The organism is Methanobrevibacter sp. TMH8 (assembly GCF_020148105.1).
Classification (GTDB): domain Archaea; phylum Methanobacteriota; class Methanobacteria; order Methanobacteriales; family Methanobacteriaceae; genus Methanobinarius.
Genome location: NZ_JAHLZE010000012.1, coordinates 117,869 through 142,628, shown reverse-complemented (window position 1 = coordinate 142,628; position 24,760 = coordinate 117,869). Strand labels below are relative to the sequence as shown.

Sequence of the window (24,760 nt, the reverse complement as noted above, 5' to 3'; positions counted from 1 at the left end):
TTACTTCGTTTAACTTTAATTAAACGAAGAAAGAAAAAAACAAAATTTACAAATCGAATTTGTAATATGCTTTTTACTTAATATAGTCTAAGATGTAATAGTATATAAATATAATGGTTTTGTAATAAATATTTTCCAGTTAAGATATAGACATGAAAACCAAAAACAAGAACAAGTCTATAAAAAAATTAATTTTAAAAATATATGAAAAATATATGAAAAGTATAAAAAATTAAATGATTAGTGGAAAAGTTTATATACTTTGTTTTTTAAATAGTTGATATGCTATGGTTCCGTGGTCTAGGGGTATGATATCTCGCTTACAACGAGAGGATCGTGAGTTCGAATCTCGCCGGAACCACTTTTTTTATTTATTTTAAATTATAGATTTCATTTATTTGTTTTATATATAATTACTTCAATAAAATTAGAAAACTCTTTTTTAAATCTTTTTTATATATAATTTATAGCTATTTTTTTCTTAAATATTTAAAATTAATAGCTATTAAAAAATAAAAATAAAATATAATAAAATATATAATACTAAAAATTAGCAATTTAAATATAGAAAATATAATAGAAGAAAAACTAAAAAAATATATGATTTATAATATTATAATAAAATTATCATTATTATAAGGATTACCAGTGAAACAAAAAATACTGTAGTTCCTTTTACAAGAACAGCTGTACCGTCCCTATCTAAAGATAATACAAGACCATATGACAATACTAATGAAGCAAGTATTTTAACTAATCCAGTAATTCCTCTAGAAGCTCCTGAAACTACACCTATTAAAGTAGAAATTAGATAAGATATAGCTACAACCAAAATAATTAAAACAATCGTATTATTTAATATAGGTTTGAGCCTTTCACTAAGAGGAGGGCCTTGTTTTTTGGGTTTTTGATTAGCTAAGTTGGATTTATTACTCTGTGCTCTAGGAGAAGATCCAAGATTAGATTTTGAACCATATTTTCCAAGCCCTGAGCTACTTTTTCCAGAAATATAAGTGGCATCATCAGAATAAATATCATTAGATCCATAAGATGAATAATTTTGATCATCACCATCAGAATTATCAGAATATGCACCATAATCAGATTCTGGGCTAAAGCCTGAATTAAAATCATTATTTTTATATTCTTCAACGTAAGAGTTATTAGTAGAATCTTTAGTTTTAGAAAATTTTTTAGCTAAAATCATTAGATTATCTCTATCTACAAGCTTGATATTCTTTCTAGAAGCATAATTTCTAGCTTGAGATGAAAAATTAGAACTGGATACAACAGCAACTTTAGAAGCTTTTAGATTTCTTCCAACCATTTCCATTTCTTTTAAAATATCGATTCCAACTTCCCATTGCTTGTCATAATTTTTACAGGCTACAACAACTCCAAAGTCCCCCATTATTGTTGGTAAGACTCCGTATATGTCGATGATCTTTTGAGATGTTTTAAACTCTTTATAGACTTTAAAACCAGACTCTTCCATGACTTTAGCAATGAAATTAACAAGCTGTTGCTTTTCCACAATTTCACCCAATAAATTTCTAATCTATTAACTTATTATAGTTAATATAACTTATAATGTATAACTATTGTATCTTCTTATTAATATACTTTAATTTATTGATATAATTTAAAAACTTAGAATTATTGAAAAAAATAATAGTAATTAATCTATTAAAAATAGTTCACCATGAGTAAAAATTATATAAAAAAAAATAAGATAAAAAATCTAGTTATATTTTAATAACTGAATAATTAACTTAAATATTAAGTTAATAAATAGTTAAATGAGCAGCCAAATAGATAATTAATAGCTGATAATTAATTGATAGTTAGCTGAATAATTGAAATTAATAATAAAATATAACCAATTACAATGAAATGGAAATATTATTTTAAATTAAGATCTTTTAATAATCTATCTCTTTCAGAGCGAAGACTATCTAAAAGTTCTTCATCAGTACAACCTTCTTTTTCTAAATATGCAATTGTTGTCGTAATAGCTGACAAATTAGATTCTAATTGATTAATAGGCATTTAAACATTCCTTTTGAAATTTGAGTTTAATATTTAATTTATCTTGAATATATTTTCATATCTCATGAAACTTGAATAATTTCATATTCAATTAAAATTTAGTCAAATTTTAATTTCTTAGATTTAATTTCTTTAATTATGAATATTTTATTAATTCTTATATTTAATATTTTCACTTTATAGAACAAAAATTAGAAAATTTATCATATATTTAAATTTTAATAGAAAAATCAATTTCAGGATAAAATTAAGAATAATTTAATTAAAATAAATATAAAATAAATAAAATAAAATAAAATGGATAAATTGAATGAATTAAACAAATTAAATAAATAAAATAAATTGAATAAATTAAACAAATTAAAATTAAATATAAAAATATTAATTATTAAATATTAATTATCAATTAATATGGTTATTATTATGATATTATAGAAAATTACTTATAAATAATACAATATAATTATATATTAATGAACAATCAAAAATTTATTAATTATTAATAAATATATAATTGATAAATTATTGATAAACTTCAATTATTAAAATATAAATAATATAACAAACAATCAAAAATATAATAAATTAATTATTTAACAATTATACTTCATGCATGAAAAATAGTTCTAGCTTTAATCAATATAGGTGAATATTATGGAAAATAATAATAATAATTTTCAAGTTAATAAACAATTCGCAGACTTTAAAGGAAAAGATGTCTTAATAGGTCTTAAAAATTGGGAAGAATTCGAAGGAAAAATAATAGCTATTGACAACTTTTTAAATACTGTTTTAGAAATAGATGATGGTTTAAAAGTTGTTAAAGGAGGAAAAATAGCTTTTATATCCATTAAAGAATAATTATTTATTTTTATTTTCATTAAAAACTTTTTTTATATAAAAATAGGCCATTATAAAGTCATTATTAATCAACTTTAATGCCTAAAATATCTTCTTTTCTATTATAAACATCTTTAGCTATTTCAGCACTACCAAATGCTCCAGATGTGCTTGGAAGAATAACTATTTTAAATTTATTTTTCAAATATTTATTAAGAGATTTTTCAAAATCAACTGGAAACTTCATTGAACCAATAGATCCAGTTAAAACAACACCTTCAAGAGTATTGTTAGCTATACCAGCTAATCCTATTATCTCCATAGCTACTGTAAAAACCATAGTATCAATAGCTAATTTTGCATTTTTATCATATTCTTTGTAATTATTAAGAAGTGTATCCTTCATGAAAGCTACTTTATCATTAATATTAGCTATTTTTACAGCTCCAGCTGTTGAAAATGCCTCGTTAGCTGTAATTTCACCTTCATCAATTTTTCTAATCATTTCTAAATCAATTGGTCCATGTACAACACCCATAGCACCAATACAAGCATCAATAGCTCCTCTTATTGTTCCATCTTCAATTAGTATGTTTACACTGTTGGAACTGATATCAGCTACAATCATATTTTCCCATTTAGTAGCAAGAAATGCATTATAGCAAATACTTACTTTTTCTGAACTTGCTTGATGAGAGTATGCAGCTCTAAATAATGGGTCAAGAGAAGGAGAATCTTTATGAAGGCCGGGAATAACAATTGTTGGAATGCCTGATTTTTCAATTTCTGTATAAACTGAAGTTCCACCACCAGTGATTTTTCCAGCACCCTCAATAGATAAAATTCCTCGATTTTTAACCTTTTCTATTGGTAAAATTGAGGTGATTCCGTCGCCCATTCCATATGTAATAGCCATTAGCTTGATTTCATCAAGATTAACTATTTTTGATAATTCATCAATAGCTGAAACTTTTCCAGCTTTAGTATCTTCACGGTCTATTTTAAAACTCTCAATTGATTCGCCATTATCTGACATGATTCCAAATGTAATTCCTGTAGTTCCATGATCCATTCCTACAAATACCACTGCTTTCACCTTATACAATTAACATAAGTTTAAATATAATATAAGCCACAATAATTCAACAGATAATATATGATATGATAATTAATATAATATTTTACTATATTATATAATATTATAATAATGATATATAATAATATAGAAAAAATAGAGTAAAATAGAATATTATAGAATATAAAAAAGTTATAACAATAAAATAAAAAAAGTAGTTATTGGTACAGCAACCAACTTATATTCTTCAAAAATTATTTAAATAAGTAATTTAAGAATTAATAGGATAGCTATTTCAATTTCAAGAAAATAGTTATTTAAAATATGAATACTAAACAACATTACTCTCAATTTCATAGTATCACCTCCCCAGATTCTAAAAAGAGAAGGCTCATTGGTTACTGTAAGGAGTCTTCCCAATTAAAAAATGATCAACGACTATTTTTATAAGTTGGTGATACTGTTAATATTACTATATTTTTTATAACATATAAATATTACTATAATCATATTTTTTATTATAGTATTAAAAATAGAAAAATATATATAAAATGAATACTAATAACATAGTATACTGTAAGGAGTCAGAGGTTTTATTGAATTAAAAAAATTCATTCATTTCATATGAATTAAAAGAATTTTTATTCAATTAACCTCCATCCGTTTTTTATTTTTTTTGACTGCAATTAGTTCAGCTACACATATTATTTTAAATTTATTGAATACAATAACTTCTGCTTTCTATAATTTACTTTTAAAATTTCAATAATATCTTTATAGAAATACTTTTTTACTGTTTGTTTTTTTGAATTTGTTATATTTTTTCTTTAAATAAATTTTATAATTGAAATTATATGTAGAATATTTAAAAAAATTTTAAAGACAAAAAATAAATTAAAAATAATTAAAAATAGAAATAAAAAGAAATGAAATAAAAAGAAATTAAAAATAATTAAAAATAGAAATAAATAAAAATAAAGCTAATAAAAGCTTATTTCTTTTTAGATTTATTAAAATTTACAACTACAACTTTATCTTCTTTTTCTTTAGACTTTTTTTCTAATCCACAAGCTTTTCTGAGCTTTGAACCAACTTGTTCGATTTTCTTTTCGTCTTCGAGGTCTCTCATTCTATTGAGCATTGGCATTTTAGCTGTAGATTCAAGTGCCCATTCTTTAGTGAATTTACCTTTTTGAATTTCAGATAAAATCTTTTTCATTTCTTGTTTTGAATCTTCATTGATAATTCTATGTCTTCTACTTAATCCACCGAATTCAGCTGTGTTACTTACATCGTGCCACATTCCACCGAATCCTTTTTCATAAATAAGGTCGACTATGAGTTTTAATTCATGACAAGTTTCAAAGTAAGCAATTTCTGGTTGATAACCTGCTTCAACAAGGGTTGTAAAACCTGCATCGATAAGTTCAGTGACTCCTCCACAGAGAATAGCTTGTTCACCAAAGAGATCGGTTTCAGTTTCTTCTCTGAAAGTAGTTTCAAGAATTCCTGCTCTAGATAATCCACAAGCTTTACACATAGCTTGAGCTATATCTTTTGCATCACCAGTTGCATCTTGTTCAACAGCAAAAAGTCCAGGAATTCCAAATCCTTCAAGATAAGTTCTTCTAACCATAGAACCTGGTCCTTTAGGAGCTATCATTGTAACATTTACATTTTCTGGAGCTTTTATGTATTTAAAGTGAATATTATATCCATGAGAAAAAGATAAAGTATTACCTGCTTCTACATAAGGAGCTATTGATTTTTCATATACATCTCCTTGGATTTCATCAGGCAAAAGAATATGGATTATGTCAGCTTCTTTCGCTGCATCTTCAATAGTTCTAACATCCATTCCATCATCTTTAGCTTTTTGCCAAGATGCTCCTCCTTCACGTAGCCCAACAATAACTTTTATACCACTATCAGACATATTTTGAGATTGACCCATTCCTTGGCTACCATAACCTATAACAGCTACAGTTTTATTAGCTAAAGCTTTAATGTCAACATCTTTGTCATAATACATTTTCATTTGAAATTCTCCTTAATCATTTAAGTAGTAAATAAAATTATAAATTTTTATTTTTGTATTAAATAATAGCTATGTAAATTACTATTACTTGATTTTATAAAAAATTTATCAAATTGTAATTATAAATTTTTTATCATATATAATTAACCATAGCCAGTATTAATCATATTAAATTTAGTATCTATTATAAAATAATTAAAAAAAAATAATATAAAAAATATAATGATACTATAAAAAATTAAAAAATTGAAAATATTAAAAACATTTAGCAATAATTAAAAAAATTAAAAATTATAAAAATTATGAAAATATTAAAAAATTAAAAATTATTTTAAGTGTCATGACAATTGTTGCAATGACAACTTTATATATTATGAATTTAATAAATTATAACATAAAGCTAAAGATTTAAAATTTCAAAATATATTTTCATTTAACGATGAAAGATGATAATATGGACAAGATAGAAAAATTGTGCAATAGTGATAGTAAAGATATTCCATTAACTGCATTAATATCAATTATATATAGATCCCATAGAGTCTATTTAAATAATGAAATAGATAATTTAGAGCTAAGTGCTGGACAGATTCCAGTTTTGATTGAACTTTTAAAAATAGAAAATAGTTCTCAAGAGGAATTATCTGATCGTCTTTGTATTGATAAAGGATCAATAGCAAGATCTCTTAAAAAAATGGAAGATGTGAAAATTATAAAAAGAGAATTTTCAGAAGAAAATAGAAGAAAATACAATATTTCCTTAACCAATAAAGGGAAAAAAGTAGGTCTGAAAATAAAAGAAATAGATAGCAAGTGGGAAAAGCTAATTTGTGAAGAATTATCTTCAATTAATAAAGGAGAATTTAAGGAAAATCTAAAAAATCTTTCTATAAAAGCTTTAAATTTATCAAAAAATATAAATGAATAAATAATATTCAATATTACATACTCAATATAAGATTACAGGGAAATTATGAGAGATGATGAAGTAAATAATAAAAATAATAATATAAATAGTGAAAATAAAGAAAATAAAAAAGAAAATAAAAATTACAACATCGATATAGTAACAGGGGATCCTAAAAAAGCTATTAAAAAGTTATCATGGCCTATTATGGTATCTATGTTTGTAACATTTGCTTACAACTTAGCTGACACAGTTTGGGTAGCTGGGCTTGGGACAGAATCATTAGCAGCTCTTGGATTCTTTATGCCAATATTTTTAATAATAATTGGTCTTGGAAATGGTATTGGTGTTGGTACTAACTCATTAATTGCTAGATCTATAGGAGCTAATGATAAAAAAACAGCTGATAATGCAGCTGTTCATGGTATCTTAATAACAGTGGTTATTTCCATAATTGCACCAATAATAATGATATTCTTTTTGAATGATTTATTACTTTTAATGGGTGCAGGATCAGTAGCTCCACTTACATCAGAATATGCTACAATAATATTGATTGGTCTTATTACTCTACTTCTTCCATCTGTAGGAGCTAGTATCCTTAGGTCTGAAGGAGATGTAAATAGAGCTATGAATGTAATGATAATTACAGCTATTTTAAATATAATTCTTGATCCAATTTTTATTTACATTTTAAACCTTGGTTTAAGAGGAGCAGCTTATGCAACAATCATTTCATCATTAATATCAGTTATAATAATATTTTATTGGCTTCTTGTTAAAAAAGATACATATTTAGATGTTTCAATTAAAGAATTCAGCTGGAGTCCAAAAATTGTTAAAGATATAATATCCATAGCTATACCATCTACATCTGAAACTATTACATTTTCAATTGTTTCTCTTGTAATAAACTTCATATTGTCAGTAACATCTGGACCAATAGGAGTAGCTGTTTATACAGCAGGATGGAGAATTGTTAACTTAGCTATGATTCCACATATAGGATTAGGTACTGCAACACTAACTGTGGTGGGAGCAGCTTATGGTGCTAGAAAATTCAAAAAATTAATAGTTGCATATGATTATTCAATTAAACTAGGGTTAGCTATTTCAATAGTTGTTGGAGCTGTGATATTCATATTTGCACCACAAATATCAATGATTTTTAGTTATTCGGACTTAAATTTAATTCCAGCTATTTCAGACTTTTTAAGAATAGTATCTATATTTTGTATAGCTTTACCATTAGGAATACTTTCTTCTTCAACGTTCCAAGGTCTTGGTAAAGGATTCATATCATTATTCTTGACTGTTCAAAGAGCTTTAGTGTTTGAAATCATATTCATGTATATATTCGCATTTGTAATGAATATGGGCACAGCTGGAGTATGGTGGGGCTTATCTCTTGGAGGTTTAGTTGGTTACTTAATATGTTACCTTGTAACTAAATTATATCTTAGAGAAATAGATAAAGTTTATATTAGTCCAAGAAATTAAAAATGAAAATAAAAATAAAATTGAAAATTAAAATTTAAATATATAAAAAATGTATTAAATAGTGATTTATAAACTGTAAATCATTAAAATTTTTATATATTTAATATTTATTTTATTATAATTTATTACAAATTACTTATTAATAATTCAATCTATTAATTTTGATTTTAAAATTATTTTTATAATATTTTATTAAAATTTATTAAAATTTATTATAAATTATTATAATATTTTATTTATAAATTAAAAATTAAAAATTAAATCTTTAATAATTATTTTTTTAAATTTATACATAATTTTAAAGCTTCTTTTTTAAATTATATATTCAAATAAAATTATATAAATAAAATATATTAAAAAATTAGATAAAAATTTTATCAATAGAAAAATCTCATTCTACAATATAAAAATATATTTTATAATATATAAAAAATAATTATTAAAGATTTAATTTTTAATTGAAAATTTTTTCTACAATAGAAAATTCTATTCTACAATATATAAAAATGGAAAAAATATCTAAAATTTAAAACTAGTGTTGGATATTATCACTAATTTAACATATCTCTAATTTTGCAAATAGTCTTCCAATTTCTAGTAGTAGCTATATTATCTAATTTTGATTCAAAAAAATTATTATTAAATTTAGTTTTATGATATTTAGACTTGCACAATAAATAGACTATATCTCTATCTTTAGATATTGTAAACTCATCAACATTATCATCATTGCCAAGGTTGATAAATTCTTTAACTAATTTTTTAGAAAGTTTTTCATCAATTTTATTCTTAAAAATTGTAACATATAATTTTTCTATAGGATTATCATCAAAATAAGGATTATTTCCAATTAAAAAATCGATACCTTCTTTATTTTTTACAATAACTTCAACATAAAATCCAAAAAATTTTTCAATATTTTTAGAGATAGAATTAGCTATTTCCATAACAGCTAGGTCATTATAATTACTATCATTGTTATTTTCAAAAACAACATTACCACTACGAAGATAAGTTTTAGGACTACTAAATCCCATATCTAAAAAAATATTTTTTAATACATCCATTGGAATCAATTTATTTTTACCTACATTGATTCCTCTAAGAAAAGCTACATATTTCATTGTTAAACCTGTGAATAATAATTTATAATGTAAATAACTCTATAAATTAAATATAAAATTTAAATATATAGATAAAAGTATAAATTAAAAGCTAAAAAACTAAAATAAAGATTAAAACAAAATCTAAAATAAAATCTAAAATAAAATCTAAAATAAAATATAAAATAAAATATAAAATAAATTCTAAAATAAAATCTAAATAACATTAAAATAAATGTAAAAAGATAAAAATCTAGAAAATAATTTTATAAAGATTTTAGTCTAACCACTTATTTAAAGAATCCAAATTAGAAGTAAAATCCATTGAAAGTGGAGTTAAAGTTGGTACTTTAAGAGTTTTAAGAGCATGACCATCAGAACCTTCATTATCTCCTTTAAACGGAGTTCCATCAATCCAATAATAAGGTTTTCCACGAGGATCAAATCTCATTTCAATATGAGGATTATACATTCTCTCTCCAAGAGTAGTAATAGCTATTTCATCACTATTTGGGTGTGAAGGAATATTGAGATTTAGTAAGTCTATTCCATCTGGCAATCCTTTATCAACTACTTTTTTAGATACTTTTTTTAGAATTTCTTTTGCAAAGCTATAATCTATATCAACATGCCCATCTTCAAACTTAATATCTCCTCTTGAAACTTGAAGTGAAACAGCTATTGTTGGAATTCCATATGAAGCCGCTTCCATAGCTGCACCGATAGTTCCAGAAGTAGTAAGCTCACCTTTTCCAATATTTTCCCCAGTGTTTATACCAGCAATTGCTAGTGTAGGTTGTTCTTCCATAAGTTCAAAAATTCCAAGGGTTACAGCATCAGTAGGTGTTCCAGAAACTGAAAAACCCCTACTTCCATCTTTTAATTGAACTCCAGCAATTCTAAGAGGTTCAAAAAGAGTGAGGGCTCGGCCAATTCCACTTTGTTGACTGGATGGAGCAACTACAGTCACATGCCCCAAATCTTCAACTGCTTCCTTAGCAGCAAGAATTCCAGAGGAGTTAATTCCATCATCATTACTAATTAAAATCTTCATATTATATGTTTTGTAATTTGTTTATAAAATAAATTTGTATTTGAATAAATTATATATTAATTATGTTTAAAAAATAAAAAAATAAAAAGAAATAATAAAAATACTAAATCTTTAACCCTAAAGATTACAAATTTAGTAAAATATATATAACATAACAATAGTAATATTAACTATATGCTAAAAAATAAACACAAAATTATTGATGCAGTATTTGCATTGTCACTCCAAAATGGGTTTGATAATGTATCAATGAAACAAATTCAAAAAGCATCAGGACTTTCTGCAGGAACAATATATTATCATTTCAAAAATAAAGACGAAATATTAGAATATATGATTGAAAAATATCTTATTGATTCTCTAAATAATTTAAAAGAAAATGTGAGTAATTTTAATGGCTCTTTCATTGAAAAAATAGAATTTATTTTCAATTATAAAAATAATAGCTTTGTTACAAAAAATGAAGAGCCTCCAAAAAACTCAACTAAGATTCATTTTGATCATAAAGACTATTTCTTACTACTTAGAAGTATGTATCATCAACATCCTGAAATTAGACATGTATTTTATAAATTATCTGATGATTTATATGAATTTTATTATGAACTATTTCAAGAAGCTGTTAAAAATAAAGAAATAAGAGATGATATTGATATTAGAAATCTGGTTATATTTATTCAAACAAGTTTAAAAGGATATATAGATTTATGGATATATCAACGTAACTTTTCATTTGAAGAGCTTGTGAACTCCAATATACAATTAATTTGGGAAGCAGTTAAAAAACAATAATCTCATTATATTAATCTAATTCATCTAATAAAATTATTATTATAAATTATTATAATATCAAAATTATATATCAAATAATTATCAATTTCTAATTTTATCTGGAATTTTATCTCTAATTTTTATTTTTCAATTAATATTATAAATTAATCCCAATATATTCTTCCCAATTATTAGTTATACTTGATTAAAATGGGTTTTCTCTTGCAATAGCTGTTGGTCCAGTTCTAACTATCTTTTTGATTCCAAAGTTTTGTAATAGAGATATAAGTGCATTAATTTTATTAGGATCCCCAGTTATTTCAATAGTAAGAGTAGAAGGTCCGATATCAATAATTTTTCCTCTAAAAATATTGGCATGTTGTATTATTTCAGATCTTTTTTGTTCATTATCAGCTTTTACTTTAATAAGTGCCAATTCTCTTTTTACAGAGTGATTAGGATCTAAATCAACAACTTTTACAACATCGATTAACTTGTTTAGTTGTTTTGTTATTTGTTCCAGAACCTTTTCATCACCTTTAGAAATTATGACCATTGCAGCTAATCCTTTAGTTTCAGATTCTCCAACGGTGATACTTTCAATATTGAATCCTCTTCTTGTAAAAAGACTTGATACTTTTTGAAGTACCCCAGGTTTATTTTCCACTAATGTACTGATTACATGGCTTTTAAGTTCATTATCTTTATCTTGTTTCTTATTTTTGTAGGAAGTCATCTAATCACCACCTTTTTTATCAGCAATAGTGTCAAATGTATCATTTTTCCCATTGATAATATTAGTTACATCATTTTCTATCTTATATTCTCCAAGAATGTCAGTAATTCCACAACCTGGAGGAACCATAGGAAGTTCTTCGTCCTTATCAATGACAATATCTAAAAGTATAGCTTCACCATCTTTCTTTGCAGCTTTAATAGCTTTTTCAGTTTCTCCAAGATCAGTAATTCTTTCAGCATTAATTCCAAATGATTCAGCTAGCTTAATAAAATCAGGAGTTTGACCTAGGTCAGTATGAGAAAGTCTTTTTTCATAAAAAAGATTTTGCCATTGATAAACCATTCCAAGCTTTCTATTATTGAAAAGACAAATAGTTATTGGTATATCATAGTCTTTAATAGTAGCTAAATCTTGACAAACCATTAAAAATCCACCATCACCAGTAACAGCAACAACATCATTGTCTGGCATTGCTACTTTAGCCCCAATAGCTGATGGGAAACCAAAGCCCATTGTACCAAGGCCACCAGAACTTATAAATTTCCTTGGTTTAACTGTATCAAAGAAATGCGCCATCCACATTTGATGTTGACCAACATCAGTAGTTATAATAGAATCTTCACCTAATGCATTAGATATCTCTTTAATAACTTGTTGTGGTTTAAGAGGGATTTCATCATAAGTTAATCTTGGAATGCAACTCTTTTTAAACATTAAAGAATCTTCATACCATTGAATAGACATTTTATTAATAGCTTCCATGTCTAAGCCTTTAATATATTTAATTAATGAATTTAAAACTTGTTTTGCATCTCCAACTATTGGAACATCAACATCAACATTTTTTCCAATTTCAGCAGGATCTATATCAATATGGATAATATCTGCATTTTTTGCAAAATCTTCAATTTTTCCAGTAGTTCTATCTGAAAATCTGCAGCCAATAGCTATTAAACAATCACTTTCATCTACAGATAGATTAGCTACTTTTCTTCCATGCATTCCTAGCATTCCAATATATGCATCTTCATCTTCAGGAAAAGACCCTTTTCCAAGAAGTGTTGTGGCAACAGGAGCTTGAATAAGATTTGAAAACTCTTTTAATTCTTTTGAAGCTCCAGAGAGAATAACTCCTCCTCCAGCTAATATTACTGGTTTTGAAGCCTTTGATATTAATTTTGAAGCTTTTTTAATCTGTCTAGGATTCCCTTTTACAGTTGGATTATAACCAGGAATTGAAATAGTTAAATTTTCATAGGTATCTAAATTACCAATTTTATCATTAAGCTCACTTTCTTGAACATTTTTTGGAACATCAATAACTACAGGACCGGGTCGACCAGTTTTAGCTATTTCGAAACTTGAATTAATCATTGCAGGAATATCATTAGGATCTTTTGGTTGATAAGCATGTTTTGTAATAGGCATAGCTATTCCGAGCATATCAACTTCTTGAAAAGCATCATTACCAATAAGATGTGTTGGAACTTGTCCAGTGATAGCTATAATTGGAGAAGAATCCATATATGCTGTAGCTATTCCAGTGACCAAATTAGTTGCACCTGGTCCAGAAGTAGCTATACAAACTCCGACTTTTCCACTAGCTCTAGCAAATCCATCTGCAGCATGAGATGCAGTTTGTTCATGTCTCACCAAAATATGATTCAAATCAGAATTATAAATCATATCATATAGAGGAAGTACTTGACCTCCTGGATACCCGAAGACTGTGTCTGCACCTTGTTCAATAAGAGCTTTTATTATAGCTTCTCCACCTTTCATTTCAACACCTAATTTTTAAAAAAATTACTTTTTATACTTTTATAAATTATTATCTTTTATAAATTATTTTTTACTTTTTATGCTTTTTATATTTTTATATTTTTGTAATTATTACTTTTAATTTATGGTTGTAATTAATTACTTGAAATTATCTTACATGAATTATTTATTTGAAATTATTTACTGTAATTATTACATTTTAAATTAATCAAATATTAATAATTATATTTTAAATTAATAAGTTAAATACTAAATGAATTAATAATCTAATATTTAAATAAATTTAATAGATCATAAGAACTTAAATAAACTAAATAAACTAAATAAACTAATAAATCTAATAAATCTAATAAATTTAATAAATTTAATATTAAATAAATCTAATAAAATAATTAAATAATTGAATAATTGAATAATTGAATAATTAAAATTAATTAAATAATTATATATCTTAGGCATTATTTTAAATAATATTAATTTATTACAAATTACCTATCGAAAATAGAATTAATTATTATTTCTAGTATTTTTAGATATAAAATTATATAATAACTTAATAATTAATAATATATTATTATATAACTAAAGATTATATATAAGTTTAGTAATTAAAATTTAATAATTTAAAAAATTATAATGATATAATAAAAACATAATATATTATATATTTGGAGAGTTTGAGATGAAAGTCTTAGTTGTTGGAACTGGTGCAAGAGAAAATGCTATTTGTGAAGCATTAAAAGATGATTGTGAATTATATTCATATATGTCTAATAAAAATCCTGGAATAGCTAAAATAACAAGTTTTAAACAGGGAAATGAGGGAGAAATAGAAAAAGTAGCAGATTATGCAGTTGAGAAAGGAATTGATATAGCTGTAATCGGGCCAGAAGCACCTCTTGGAAAAGGAATTGTAGATGAATTAGAAAAAAATGGAATTAAGTGTGTTGGGCCAAATATAGAAGCAGCTAAAATTGAAACAGACAAATCATTTATGAGAAATCTTTTTGAAAAGTATGAAATTCCAGGATCATTAATTTATAAGGTATTCGACAACTATGCAGATATCGAAGCTTTCCTTGATGATTTTGATAGAGATTCTGTAATTAAACCAGTGGGATTAACTGGTGGAAAGGGAGTAAAAATTGTCGGTGAACATCTCAAAGACAATCAGGAAGCAAAAGAATATGCAAAAAAGGTTATGGATACTAAAATGGGAGGATTCCCCCAAGTAATTATTGAAGAAAGACTTATTGGAGAAGAATTCACAATACAAGCATTTTCTGATGGAGAACACCTTGCACCAATGCCAGCAGCTCAAGATCATCCATATGCTTTTGAAGGAGGAATAGGGCCAATTACAGGAGGAATGGGATCTTACTCTGATAAAAACGGTCTTCTTCCATTTTTATCTGAAGAAAATTATCAAAAAGCAGTCAAAATTATGGAAGAAACTATATCTGCAATAGCTAAAGAAGCAAAACCATACAAAGGAATTCTTTATGGTCAATTTATGCTAACTTCAGATGGCCCTCGTCTCATTGAATATAATGCAAGATTTGGAGATCCTGAAGCTATGAATGTTCTTCCACTTATGAAAACTCCAATGATAGAAGTTTGTCAATCTATTGTAGATGGAACACTTGACTCTGTAGAATTTGAACCAAAAGCATCAGTTTGTAAGTACATTGTCCCTGATGGTTATCCAGAAACAAAGTATGCAAACGAACCAATAGATGTAGATGAAGAAAAAATCAACTCTATTGGAGCAAAAGTTTTCTATGCAGCTGTTAATCAAAAAGAAGATGGTAAAATATATACTTCTTCTTCTCGTGCTCTTGGTATAGTTGGTATAGGTGATTCAATTAAAGAAAGTGAATCTATAGCTGAAGAAGCTTGTAAATATGTAAATGGAAACTTATATCACAGAAGAGATATTGGAACAGATGAATTAATTCAAAAAAGAATTGAGCATATGAAAGAAATTAATGGTTAAAGTTAATATACTAAGAGGAACAAAGATTATTTTTCTAAAAATAATATTTAAAAATAAATTTTAAAGTGTTTTCATGAACATTTTAATAAAAAATTAAATTAAAAACAAGGTAGGTAAAATGAATAGCCTATTATCAATTTGCGATATAAAAGACGAAGTTTCAGGAATATTAGAATTAGCTAAAGATTTTAAAGATGGAAAAATTGAAGGAAAACCTCTTAAAGATAAAAATTTAGCTATGATATTCCAAAAGTCTTCTACAAGAACAAGAGTATCTTTTGAAGTTGGAATGAATCAATTAGGTGGAAATTCCCTTTTTTTATCTAATGATGATATTCAAATGGGAAGAGGAGAACCTATTTCAGATACAGCTAAGGTACTAAGTAGATATGTTGATGGCATTATGATAAGAGCTATTGAACATGAGGATGTTGTAGAACTTGCAAAAGAAGCTGATGTCCCAATAATTAGTGGCCTTACAAATCTCGAACACCCTTGTCAAGCATTAGCAGATATGTTAACTGTAAAAGAACAATTCGGAAACTTTGAGGGTAAATTTGCTTATGTTGGAGATGGAAACAATGTTTGTAACTCATTACTTCTTATATGTGCTTCTCTTGGAATGGATATAGCTGTTGGTTGCCCTAAAGGTTATGAACCAAACCCTGATATTGTTAAAAAAGCTAATAAAATAGCTGAAAGAAATAATTCATATATTATTATTACAGAAGATGTAGAAGTTGCAGTAAAAAATGCTGTGACTGTATATACTGATGTTTGGGTTAGTATGGGTGATGAAAAACAAGAAGGAAAAAGAAGAAAAGTTTTCCGAAAATATCAAGTTAATGAAGAACTTATGAAATTAGCAAATAAAGATGCAATATTCATGCATTGTTTACCAGCTATACGAGGGGAAGAAGTAACAGCTGAAGTTATCGACAGCCCACAATCCGTAGTTATTGACCAAGCTGAAAATAGATTACATGCTCAAAAAGCTGTTCTTTATCATTTTTTAAAATAAATAGTCAATACTAGCTAATTTCGATTATTTTTTTATATATCATTATTATTGATTTTATATTAATCTATTAAATCTATATAATCTATTTAAATCTAATTTATATAATCTGATTACACTATAATCAAATTAATCTAAATAATCTAAATAATCTAAATAATCTAAATAATCTATTTAAATTTAATTTATATAATCTGTTTAATTTATATAAACTAGATAATTTATTATATAATTTATATAACTCTTATTTTATTACATTTTAACAGGAGCAGTTACACCTAATAACTCTAAACTATTTTTAATAGTTATTCTAGTTTTATCAACTAATAAAAGTCTAGCTGATTCAATTTCACAGCCAATTACTTGTTCTGATTTGTAAAATTTGTTGAAAGCACTTGCTAGGTCTTGAACATATTGAGCTATAGGGTGAACTCTCATAATATTAGCTGATTCTTCCACAACTATTGGAAATTTAGCTATTGTTCTAATAAGATCCATTTCAACTTCATTTGGAGTCCAGGCACTTTCTATTTCATTTGTGTCAATAGCTAAACTTTCTTTATTTAAATCAAAATGGCCACATTTTTCAAGTAACTTACATGCACGAGCATGAGCATATTGTATAGAGGCACAACCTCGCTCAAAGCTAAGAGCTTCATCCCACTTAAATGTAATATGCTTTTCTGGGGAAATTTTTGAGATATAATATCTAATAGCTCCAATACCAATTTCTTCAGAAATTTTAGCTATTTCTTTATCATTTAAATCAATTCTTCTAGATATAACTTCTTTTTTTGCTCTATTGATTGCTTCTTCTACTAATTCATCGACAGAAATAAAAATTCCTCTTCTTGTTGACATTGAACCTTCTGGAAGTGTAATAAATTCGTAAAATATAACTTCTGGTGATTTTTCATTGAGAAGTTTAAGAGCTATACCTATTTGTTCAATAGCTAACTTATGATCAGAACCTAAAATATCAAGAACAAGATCTCCTTGCTCTGATTTCCAGCTATGATAAGCTAAATCTCTAGTTGAATAAAGTGAAGTTCCATCAGAACGTCTAAGAACTAATTCTTTTTCGATTCCAAAGTCTTCAAGATCTAAACATAAAACTTCATCTTCTTTAGTATGGCCACTAGCTATTAATCCATTTACAACTTTATCAACATTCCCATCTCTAACAAATCGTCCTTCCCAAACAAAATCATCATGTTTTATATTTAGTTTACCTAAAGTTTGTTTTACTCCTATTAAACAGTCATTTACAGCTTTTTGAAATATTTTATTAAGATTTTGATCTGAATTACTTTCATAAGCTTTAATTAAGTTGTTAACTTGAATTTTTTCATCTTCATTATCATTAATGTATTCATTAACTTTGAAATAAAGTTGACCTATTTGATGATCGATTTTATCATCAAAACCTATAGAATCATTATTAATAGATTGATTGTTAGTATAATTATCAATATAGTCTTTAGCTAATTTTTCATCAATAGAAAGTCCCAATTTTTCCATTCCAAAAACAATCATAGCTATTTGACGGCCCATATCATTAACATAATATTGAGTATCAACTTCATTCCCAGCTATTTTTAAAAGTCTTTTGAGAGAATCTCCTATAATAGCATTTCTTATATGGCCTATATGAAGAGGACCATTAGGATTTGCTGAAGTATGCTCTAAAACAACTTTTTTATTGGTTTTAGGTAGTTGTCCATAATTATTATCAACTGTTTCAAGTAGTTTTTTTGAAAAAATTTCATAATTAATAAAAAAGTTTATATACGGTCCTTTTCCTTCTACTTTCTCAAATATTTCAGGAATCTCAATTTTTTCCATGATTTTATTTGTGATATCCATTGGAGACATTTTTAACTCTTTAGCTAGTTGAAAAGATACCGTAGTAGCTAAATCTCCCATCTTTGGGTTTGGTGGAAATTCAAGTTTTATATCTTCTGGAGTTTCATATTCTAAGATTTTAAGAACATTTTTTATGGAATTTAAAGCATCGTTTTTGATTTCAAAGTACATATCTTCACCATACAATAATATTAAGAAAATAAATTAAAGCACCAATTTTAAGACAATGAATTAAATAAAATTAAGAACATTAAATAGATAATTTCATTAAAAATAGTACAATTAAATTAATAAAAAATATAAAAAATAATTAGTTTAAATAATTCAATAAATAAACTAATATTTAGACTAATTAAAGTCCTTTAAGCCATATCGTTATATAACCTATTTTAGGAATTATAAATGGCTGACCACCAATACTAATCACCCGTGACGTTATTTGCGACGGCGTTACTAGATAAGGATCGGGCGAAGGATTATTATCACCCTTTATAACATAATATTTACTTCCATTTACTTCTGTTATATTAATAATTCTATGTATAACAGGATTTGGGAACCATGCAGCATTGTAAACAACAATATCACCTACTTTTGCATTATTTGGATCAAATTCATGAATTCCAAGGAAGTCGGTTTTTTCAACTACGACTATGTCACCTCTATAGAATACAGGTTCCATACTTTCTGAAACAACAACATTCATGTGTTGAGCAAGAATAAGGCCTACAATGATTATTAATGCATAAATAGCTATCTCTTTCTTTGCTGACATTAAAAGCACCATCTTATAATAATTTAAAATAATAATTATTATAATTAAATTTTTATATTAATTATTTATATAAATTTTATTTTATAAAAATGTTTGTTGTTATATAAGATTAATAGTTAACAAATTATTCTAATAATTTAAGGAGAAAAGATACAATTAAAAATATCTATCTTAAAATAGCTCCTTTATCAGCTGAACTAACTGATTTTTGATAAATATTTAACCAACCTTTTAATTTTCTATCAGGAAGTTTTGCATTAGCTATTCTTTCCTTGATTTCATTATCAGAAAGTTCAACATTGATTTTTCTATTTTTAATATCAATTTCAATGATATCTCCATCGAGAAGAGCAGCTATAGGGCCACCACTTTTTGCTTCTGGAGATACATGACCAACACAAGGTCCACGTGTGCCTCCTGAAAAACGACCGTCTGTAATAAGAGCTACATTTTTAATTCCAAGACCCATTATAGCTGATGTTGGATTAAGCATTTCTCTCATACCTGGCCCTCCTTTTGGACCTTCACAACGAATAATTACAATATCTCCCTCAATGATTTTTCCATTGAAAATACCATCAACAGCTTCTTCTTCACTATTAAAGACTTTTGCAGGACCTTTATGATACATCATATCATCTTCAACAGCAGCTTGTTTTATAACAGATCCATCAGGAGCTAAATTACCTTTTAATATAGCTATTCCACCTTCACTATGAACAGGATCTTTGATTGGTCTTATAACATCAGTATTTTTTATTTCTACATCTTTTATATTTTCTTTAATTGTTTTTCCAGTACAGGTAATAACATTTGTATCTAATTTTATTTCAATATTTTTTAAAACAGCAGGAATTCCACCAGCTTCATGTAAGTCTTTCATAGTGTCCTTACCAGCTGGACTCATTGATGCAATATGAGGAACAAATTTACTTACTTTATCAAATAATTCAAGGTCAACATTAACACCTTTATCTTCAAGTTCATTAGCTATAGCTGGGATATGTAGAGCTGTGTTACTTGATCCCCCTAATGCCATATCAATAGCTAAAGCATTTTCAAAAGATTTTTGAGACATTATTTTAGAAGGAGTAAGATCTTCAAATATCATACCAACTATACGTTTTCCACTTTCTTCTGCAATTTTTAACTTATTTTTGTCTTGTGCAAGAGTAGTAGCACACATTGGTAAACTCATTCCAAGAGTTTCTGTTACACAAGCCATAGTATTAGCTGTAAAAAGACCTGAACAAGATCCAGCACCAGGACAGGCACTACATTCTAGTTCATAAAGGTCATCTTCTGTTAATTTACCAGAAGAAACTTCACCAACAGCTTCATAAACAGTTATAAGATCTACTTTTTTCCCTTTAAATTCACCAGGGACCATTGGCCCACCAGTAACAACAATGGAAGGAATATTAAGTCTAGCTGCAGCTATTAACATTCCTGGAACTACCTTATCACAACTTGGAAGAAGGACAAGACCATCAAGACTATGGCCCATAGCCATGCTTTCAACTGTATTAGCTACAATTTCACGAGAAGGAAGAGAGTATTTCATTCCTTCATGATTCATAGCTATACCATCACAGATAGCCATTGTATTAAATTCAAATGGAATACCTCCAGCAGCTATTATTCCTTTTTTAATTTCATCAGCTAATTCTTTAAGATGAATATGGCCTGGAACAATATCAGTAAAACTATTAGCTATTCCAATGAATGGTTTTTCAAAATCATCATCTTGAAGTCCGCAAGCTCGAAGTAGAGATCTATGTGGAGTTCTTTCTATTCCTTTTTTTATTTTATCACTTTTCATTTAATCACAGAGAAATTGAATAATATAAGTCTTAAATGATTATAATATTATTATTAATTATATAAACATTTTTGTTTTTTTAAATAAATTCAACAGTACCATGATAATATTTAAAATTCGAGAATATTTCAATCTAAATATAATTATTCATAGGATTTCATAGAATTAAAAATATTTCAAAGTTAAAATAATATTTTTATTTCAAATAAATAAAATTAATATAATATTTTATTAAATAAACATTTGAAAGGTTTTGAAAAGAGTTTAAAAAAGTTTTAAAAGAGTTTTAAAAATTTAAAAAGAATTTAAAAAGAATTTAAAAAATATTTTTTATAATATTTTTTATAATAAATTTTTATTGAAAACATTTAATAATAGAGAATTTTTTGTGAAAGATTTGGGCAAATTAATGTGTTTTTAATATGTTTGTAAAAAATTAAAAATAAGTTATTCTACTGATCTAATCATTGTTAAAATCATCTTAAAAGGTTCTTTTGCAAATAATGCATGAGGTTCATTAGCTGGCATTATAATTAATTCTCCTTTTTTAACAATGTTTTTATTTCCAGAGATTGTTATTTCTCCAGAACCATCTACAATCTGAACCATAGCGTCATATGGAGCACTGTGTTCACTTAAACCTTGACCTTTATCAAAAGCAAATATAGTAACAGTACCTACATTTTTTTTAATAATTTCACGACTTACAACAGATTCTGTTTGATATTCAGCTAAACTTCCTATTTTAATTGGTTTTCCCTTTAAATCATTCATATTCATTCCTCCAGAATAATTATATAGATTATAAATTAATTATAATGATTATGATATTAAATAATTTTTAAAAAATAAATTAAAAAAATAATAGTGTAATTATATTAAAAAACACTATTATAAATTATTACACAGATTTTATTTGATTTATTTGATTTTATTTAAGAATATTTAAGAATATTAATATTTAAAATATTTAAAATATTTAACCTAATATTCTCTTAATGTCTTCTTCTGGATCTCCAATTGGAGTTAAATTATAATTATTAACTAATACTTTAGCTATATCATCATTTACCCAAGCAGGTAAAATAGGTCCAATGAGCATATCTTGTTTGTTTAAGAAAAATAAGCTCCATAAAATAGCTGCAGCTTTTTGTTCCATCCAACTCAAAACAATAGTAAGTGGTAATTCATTTAATCCAACTCCAAATAGATCACAAAGTGCAAGAGCTACATCAACAGCTACAATTGCATCATTACATTGACCAATATCGATTAATCTTGGAACTCCTTCAATGTCTCCTAGGTCTAAGTCATTAAATCTATATTTACCACATGCAAGAGTTAAAACTACTGTATCATTTGGTAATTTTTCTACAAATTCTCTATAATATCTCGCTTGTGGAAGTGGACTGTCACAACCTCCTACTAAAAAGAATCTTTTGATTTTTCCAGCTTCAACCAATTCTTTAATTTTTGGAGCTAAAGATAATATAGTAGATGCTCCAAAACCAGTAGTAACAGTTGGTCTATTCTCTTCTTCTTCAAGATCTCCAAGTTCAAGAGCTTTATTTATAACTGGTGTAAAGTCATAATCAGTAATTTGTTTGATTCCAGGTAACTTAGCTACTCCACTAGTAAAAATTCTATCGGAATATTCATCTTTTGGTAATAGAACACAGTTAGAAGTAACTAAACTTGCTGCATTATATTTAGAAAAAGTTTTTTTCTGATCAAACCATGGCCCACCAAGTTGACCAACAAGGTGTTTATACTTTTTTAATTCAGGATAACCATGGGCAGGTAACATTTCACTATGAGTGTAAATATTGATTCCTTTTCCTTCAGTTTGTTTAAGAAGTTCTTCAAGTGCTTTAAAATCATGCCCAGACACAATAATACCTGGTCCAGCTTGAGCCCCTACTTCTACAACGGCAGGTTCAGGCTCGCCATAGTTTTCTATGTGAGCTTTTTTAAGCATTTGCATGACTTTTACATTAGCTTCACCAGCTTCAAGTCCAAGTTTAACTAAATCTTCTGCATCGAAGTTTACTTGAGTAAGAGTGGAATACATTCCTTTGGTTAAGAATTTATCTACATCTGAATCAGTATATCCAAGCTCATTTGCATGACTATTATATGCACTAATACCTTTCATTGCAAAAATAAGATTATCTTGTAATCTAGCTACAGTAGGTTCTTTTCCACAAACTCCTCTAACAGTACATCCAGTTCCCCAAGCTGTTTGAGAACATTGATAACAAAACATGTCTAATGGTTCGTGTGCCATATTATTTCCTCCTTTATAATTAAAATCCTATGATTAAAATTTAAATCTAAATTTCGAAAAATTTGATTTTATTTTTTTATATTTTAAATTTTAATAAGGACAAATTTAGCATTTAACAGTGTTTAAGGCTCTTTTAAAAAAATAATCAAGAAACTCTTAATGTATTGGTGATAATTTTTATTTAATAGTTTTGTCCTTGTTATAATCTTGTTAAAGATACTATATAAAATTTTTGTAACTTTTTTAGGGTAAAAAGTTACAACTTATAATAAAAATATGAATGATTAAAAAATAAAATAAAAATAAAATAAAAATAATATAAAAAAGAATATAAAAAATATGAAAATATTAAAAGATGAAAAATATGAAAAAATATAAAATAAAAAGTATGTAGATAAATTTAATTATCAAAAAATAATGTATATTTAAACAAACATGTTATTATTATCCCCTTGAGGTCCAGATTCTCCTTCCCCAAATGCTTTTCCAGTTATCCAAATACACTGAAGCTTTCCTTTGAAAACCTTTTTTATTGTCATTATTAAATTGTGTTTTGTTATACCATCTTCATACATTTCTTCAGATATAACAAATCTATTAAGGACATTATTTGGGTGTTCCAATTCAAAGTCGAGTAAAAATTGGTTTAATGCAAATCTAATATCCCATATAAACTTTTCTTTTTTCTTTTCAGAAGATTCTTTAATTACAGCTACTTGTTCAGGGGCTATTTCTGAAGCACATCCTATCAAAATCATATCATCTTTATGTTTCGGTTGAATAAGATCAAGAATATGTTCGTCGGGGTAGTTTACAAGAAAATGGAAGTTAGCTGTTTCATCTGGTATTTGTTCTTTTAAAAGCCCTTCTTCAACAAGCCAGTCTCTAATTTGTTTTTCATCGATCATATAATCACTTTATAAGAATTATTATATTTAAAATTAATAATTAATTAATATTTGATTTATATTTAATTTATATTTAATTATTAATCCCTAATCATAATTAAAATAACTATTTTCTTTTTTATTTTAATATATTAAAATTAAATTAAAAAATAAAATTTTAATTAGTAGATTTTAATTTATTAATGATTTGTTATTGGTTATTAATATGCTTTAGTATTTTAATTTTAATA

20 protein-coding genes and 1 tRNA gene are annotated in these 24,760 nt (G+C 26.0%); 7 read left to right on the top strand and 14 right to left on the bottom strand.

Annotated features, from left to right (window positions below; genetic code table 11):
• Positions 1-289: 289 nt before the first annotated feature.
• Positions 290-361, top strand: a tRNA-Val gene (locus KQY27_RS02985).
• Positions 362-613: 252 nt separating this feature from the next.
• Here KQY27_RS02985 and KQY27_RS02980 read toward each other — a convergent pair.
• Positions 614-1,534: a restriction endonuclease gene (locus KQY27_RS02980; RefSeq protein WP_224425093.1), complete on the bottom strand. Its 921-nt coding sequence runs from the start codon at positions 1,532-1,534 to the stop codon at positions 614-616.
• 368 nt (positions 1,535-1,902) lie between these two features.
• Entirely contained in the window at positions 1,903-2,049 is a 147-nt protein-coding gene (locus KQY27_RS02975; RefSeq protein ID WP_224425092.1) for a hypothetical protein, read from the bottom strand.
• Positions 2,050-2,703: 654 nt separating this feature from the next.
• Here KQY27_RS02975 and KQY27_RS02970 point away from each other — a divergent pair.
• The gene (locus KQY27_RS02970) at positions 2,704-2,910 is read left to right on the top strand and encodes an LSM domain-containing protein (RefSeq protein ID WP_224425091.1); all 207 of its coding nucleotides are present in this window, start codon (positions 2,704-2,706) and stop codon (positions 2,908-2,910) included.
• Positions 2,911-2,974: 64 nt separating this feature from the next.
• On the opposite strand, the gene KQY27_RS02965 is transcribed toward KQY27_RS02970, so the two are convergent.
• Positions 2,975-3,976, bottom strand: a complete 1,002-nt coding sequence (locus tag KQY27_RS02965; protein WP_224425090.1) for a methanogenesis marker 12 protein — start codon at positions 3,974-3,976, stop codon at positions 2,975-2,977.
• A gap of 979 nt (positions 3,977-4,955) precedes the next feature.
• A complete protein-coding gene (ilvC, locus tag KQY27_RS02960; RefSeq protein ID WP_224425089.1) occupies positions 4,956-6,002 on the bottom strand; it encodes a ketol-acid reductoisomerase in 1,047 nt (348 codons plus the stop codon).
• Between the two features lie 454 nt (positions 6,003-6,456).
• Between ilvC and KQY27_RS02955 the strand changes: the two genes are divergently transcribed.
• The gene (locus tag KQY27_RS02955) at positions 6,457-6,930 is read left to right on the top strand and encodes a MarR family winged helix-turn-helix transcriptional regulator (protein WP_224425088.1); all 474 of its coding nucleotides are present in this window, start codon (positions 6,457-6,459) and stop codon (positions 6,928-6,930) included.
• A 45-nt stretch (positions 6,931-6,975) separates the two neighbouring features.
• Positions 6,976-8,409 (top strand): MATE family efflux transporter, encoded by a 1,434-nt coding sequence (locus tag KQY27_RS02950; protein WP_224425087.1) that lies wholly within the window; start codon positions 6,976-6,978, stop codon positions 8,407-8,409.
• Positions 8,410-8,960: 551 nt separating this feature from the next.
• On the opposite strand, the gene KQY27_RS02945 is transcribed toward KQY27_RS02950, so the two are convergent.
• On the bottom strand, positions 8,961-9,533 hold the full coding sequence (locus tag KQY27_RS02945) for a DUF1697 domain-containing protein (RefSeq protein WP_224425086.1): 573 nt from the start codon (positions 9,531-9,533) through the stop codon (positions 8,961-8,963).
• A gap of 256 nt (positions 9,534-9,789) precedes the next feature.
• Positions 9,790-10,566: a 5'/3'-nucleotidase SurE gene (surE, locus tag KQY27_RS02940; protein WP_224425085.1), complete on the bottom strand. Its 777-nt coding sequence runs from the start codon at positions 10,564-10,566 to the stop codon at positions 9,790-9,792.
• Between the two features lie 174 nt (positions 10,567-10,740).
• Here surE and KQY27_RS02935 point away from each other — a divergent pair, with 174 nt between their 5' ends.
• Entirely contained in the window at positions 10,741-11,358 is a 618-nt protein-coding gene (locus tag KQY27_RS02935) for a TetR/AcrR family transcriptional regulator (RefSeq protein WP_224425084.1), read from the top strand.
• A gap of 184 nt (positions 11,359-11,542) precedes the next feature.
• Here the strand turns inward: KQY27_RS02935 and ilvN are convergent, their stop codons facing one another.
• Together ilvN and KQY27_RS02925 are read right to left on the bottom strand one after the other, a co-directional pair.
• Positions 11,543-12,073: an acetolactate synthase small subunit gene (gene ilvN, locus KQY27_RS02930; protein WP_224425083.1), complete on the bottom strand. Its 531-nt coding sequence runs from the start codon at positions 12,071-12,073 to the stop codon at positions 11,543-11,545.
• The gene (locus KQY27_RS02925) at positions 12,074-13,858 is read right to left on the bottom strand and encodes an acetolactate synthase large subunit (protein WP_224425082.1); all 1,785 of its coding nucleotides are present in this window, start codon (positions 13,856-13,858) and stop codon (positions 12,074-12,076) included. It lies immediately after the preceding gene.
• A 682-nt stretch (positions 13,859-14,540) separates the two neighbouring features.
• Here KQY27_RS02925 and purD point away from each other — a divergent pair.
• Positions 14,541-15,854 carry a phosphoribosylamine--glycine ligase gene (gene purD / locus KQY27_RS02920; RefSeq protein ID WP_224425081.1) on the top strand — a complete coding sequence of 438 codons (1,314 nt, stop codon included), beginning with the start codon at positions 14,541-14,543 and terminating at the stop codon, positions 15,852-15,854.
• 118 nt (positions 15,855-15,972) lie between these two features.
• Complete coding sequence (gene argF / locus KQY27_RS02915; protein ID WP_224425080.1) at positions 15,973-16,875, top strand: ornithine carbamoyltransferase; 903 nt, start codon at positions 15,973-15,975, stop codon at positions 16,873-16,875.
• Positions 16,876-17,124: 249 nt separating this feature from the next.
• Here argF and argS read toward each other — a convergent pair whose 3' ends face one another.
• From argS to KQY27_RS02885, 6 genes are all read right to left on the bottom strand, one after another.
• A complete protein-coding gene (argS, locus tag KQY27_RS02910; RefSeq protein WP_224425079.1) occupies positions 17,125-18,909 on the bottom strand; it encodes an arginine--tRNA ligase in 1,785 nt (594 codons plus the stop codon).
• A gap of 181 nt (positions 18,910-19,090) precedes the next feature.
• A complete protein-coding gene (locus KQY27_RS02905) occupies positions 19,091-19,546 on the bottom strand; it encodes a signal peptidase I (RefSeq protein WP_342765736.1) in 456 nt (151 codons plus the stop codon).
• A 133-nt stretch (positions 19,547-19,679) separates the two neighbouring features.
• Entirely contained in the window at positions 19,680-21,335 is a 1,656-nt protein-coding gene (ilvD, locus tag KQY27_RS02900) for a dihydroxy-acid dehydratase (RefSeq protein WP_224425078.1), read from the bottom strand.
• A gap of 447 nt (positions 21,336-21,782) precedes the next feature.
• The gene (locus KQY27_RS02895) at positions 21,783-22,109 is read right to left on the bottom strand and encodes a cupin domain-containing protein (protein WP_224425077.1); all 327 of its coding nucleotides are present in this window, start codon (positions 22,107-22,109) and stop codon (positions 21,783-21,785) included.
• Positions 22,110-22,314: 205 nt separating this feature from the next.
• Positions 22,315-23,622, bottom strand: a complete 1,308-nt coding sequence (gene hcp / locus KQY27_RS02890) for a hydroxylamine reductase (protein WP_224425076.1) — start codon at positions 23,620-23,622, stop codon at positions 22,315-22,317.
• A gap of 425 nt (positions 23,623-24,047) precedes the next feature.
• Positions 24,048-24,530, bottom strand: a complete 483-nt coding sequence (locus KQY27_RS02885) for a DUF2299 family protein (RefSeq protein ID WP_224425075.1) — start codon at positions 24,528-24,530, stop codon at positions 24,048-24,050.
• Positions 24,531-24,760 lie beyond the last annotated feature (230 nt).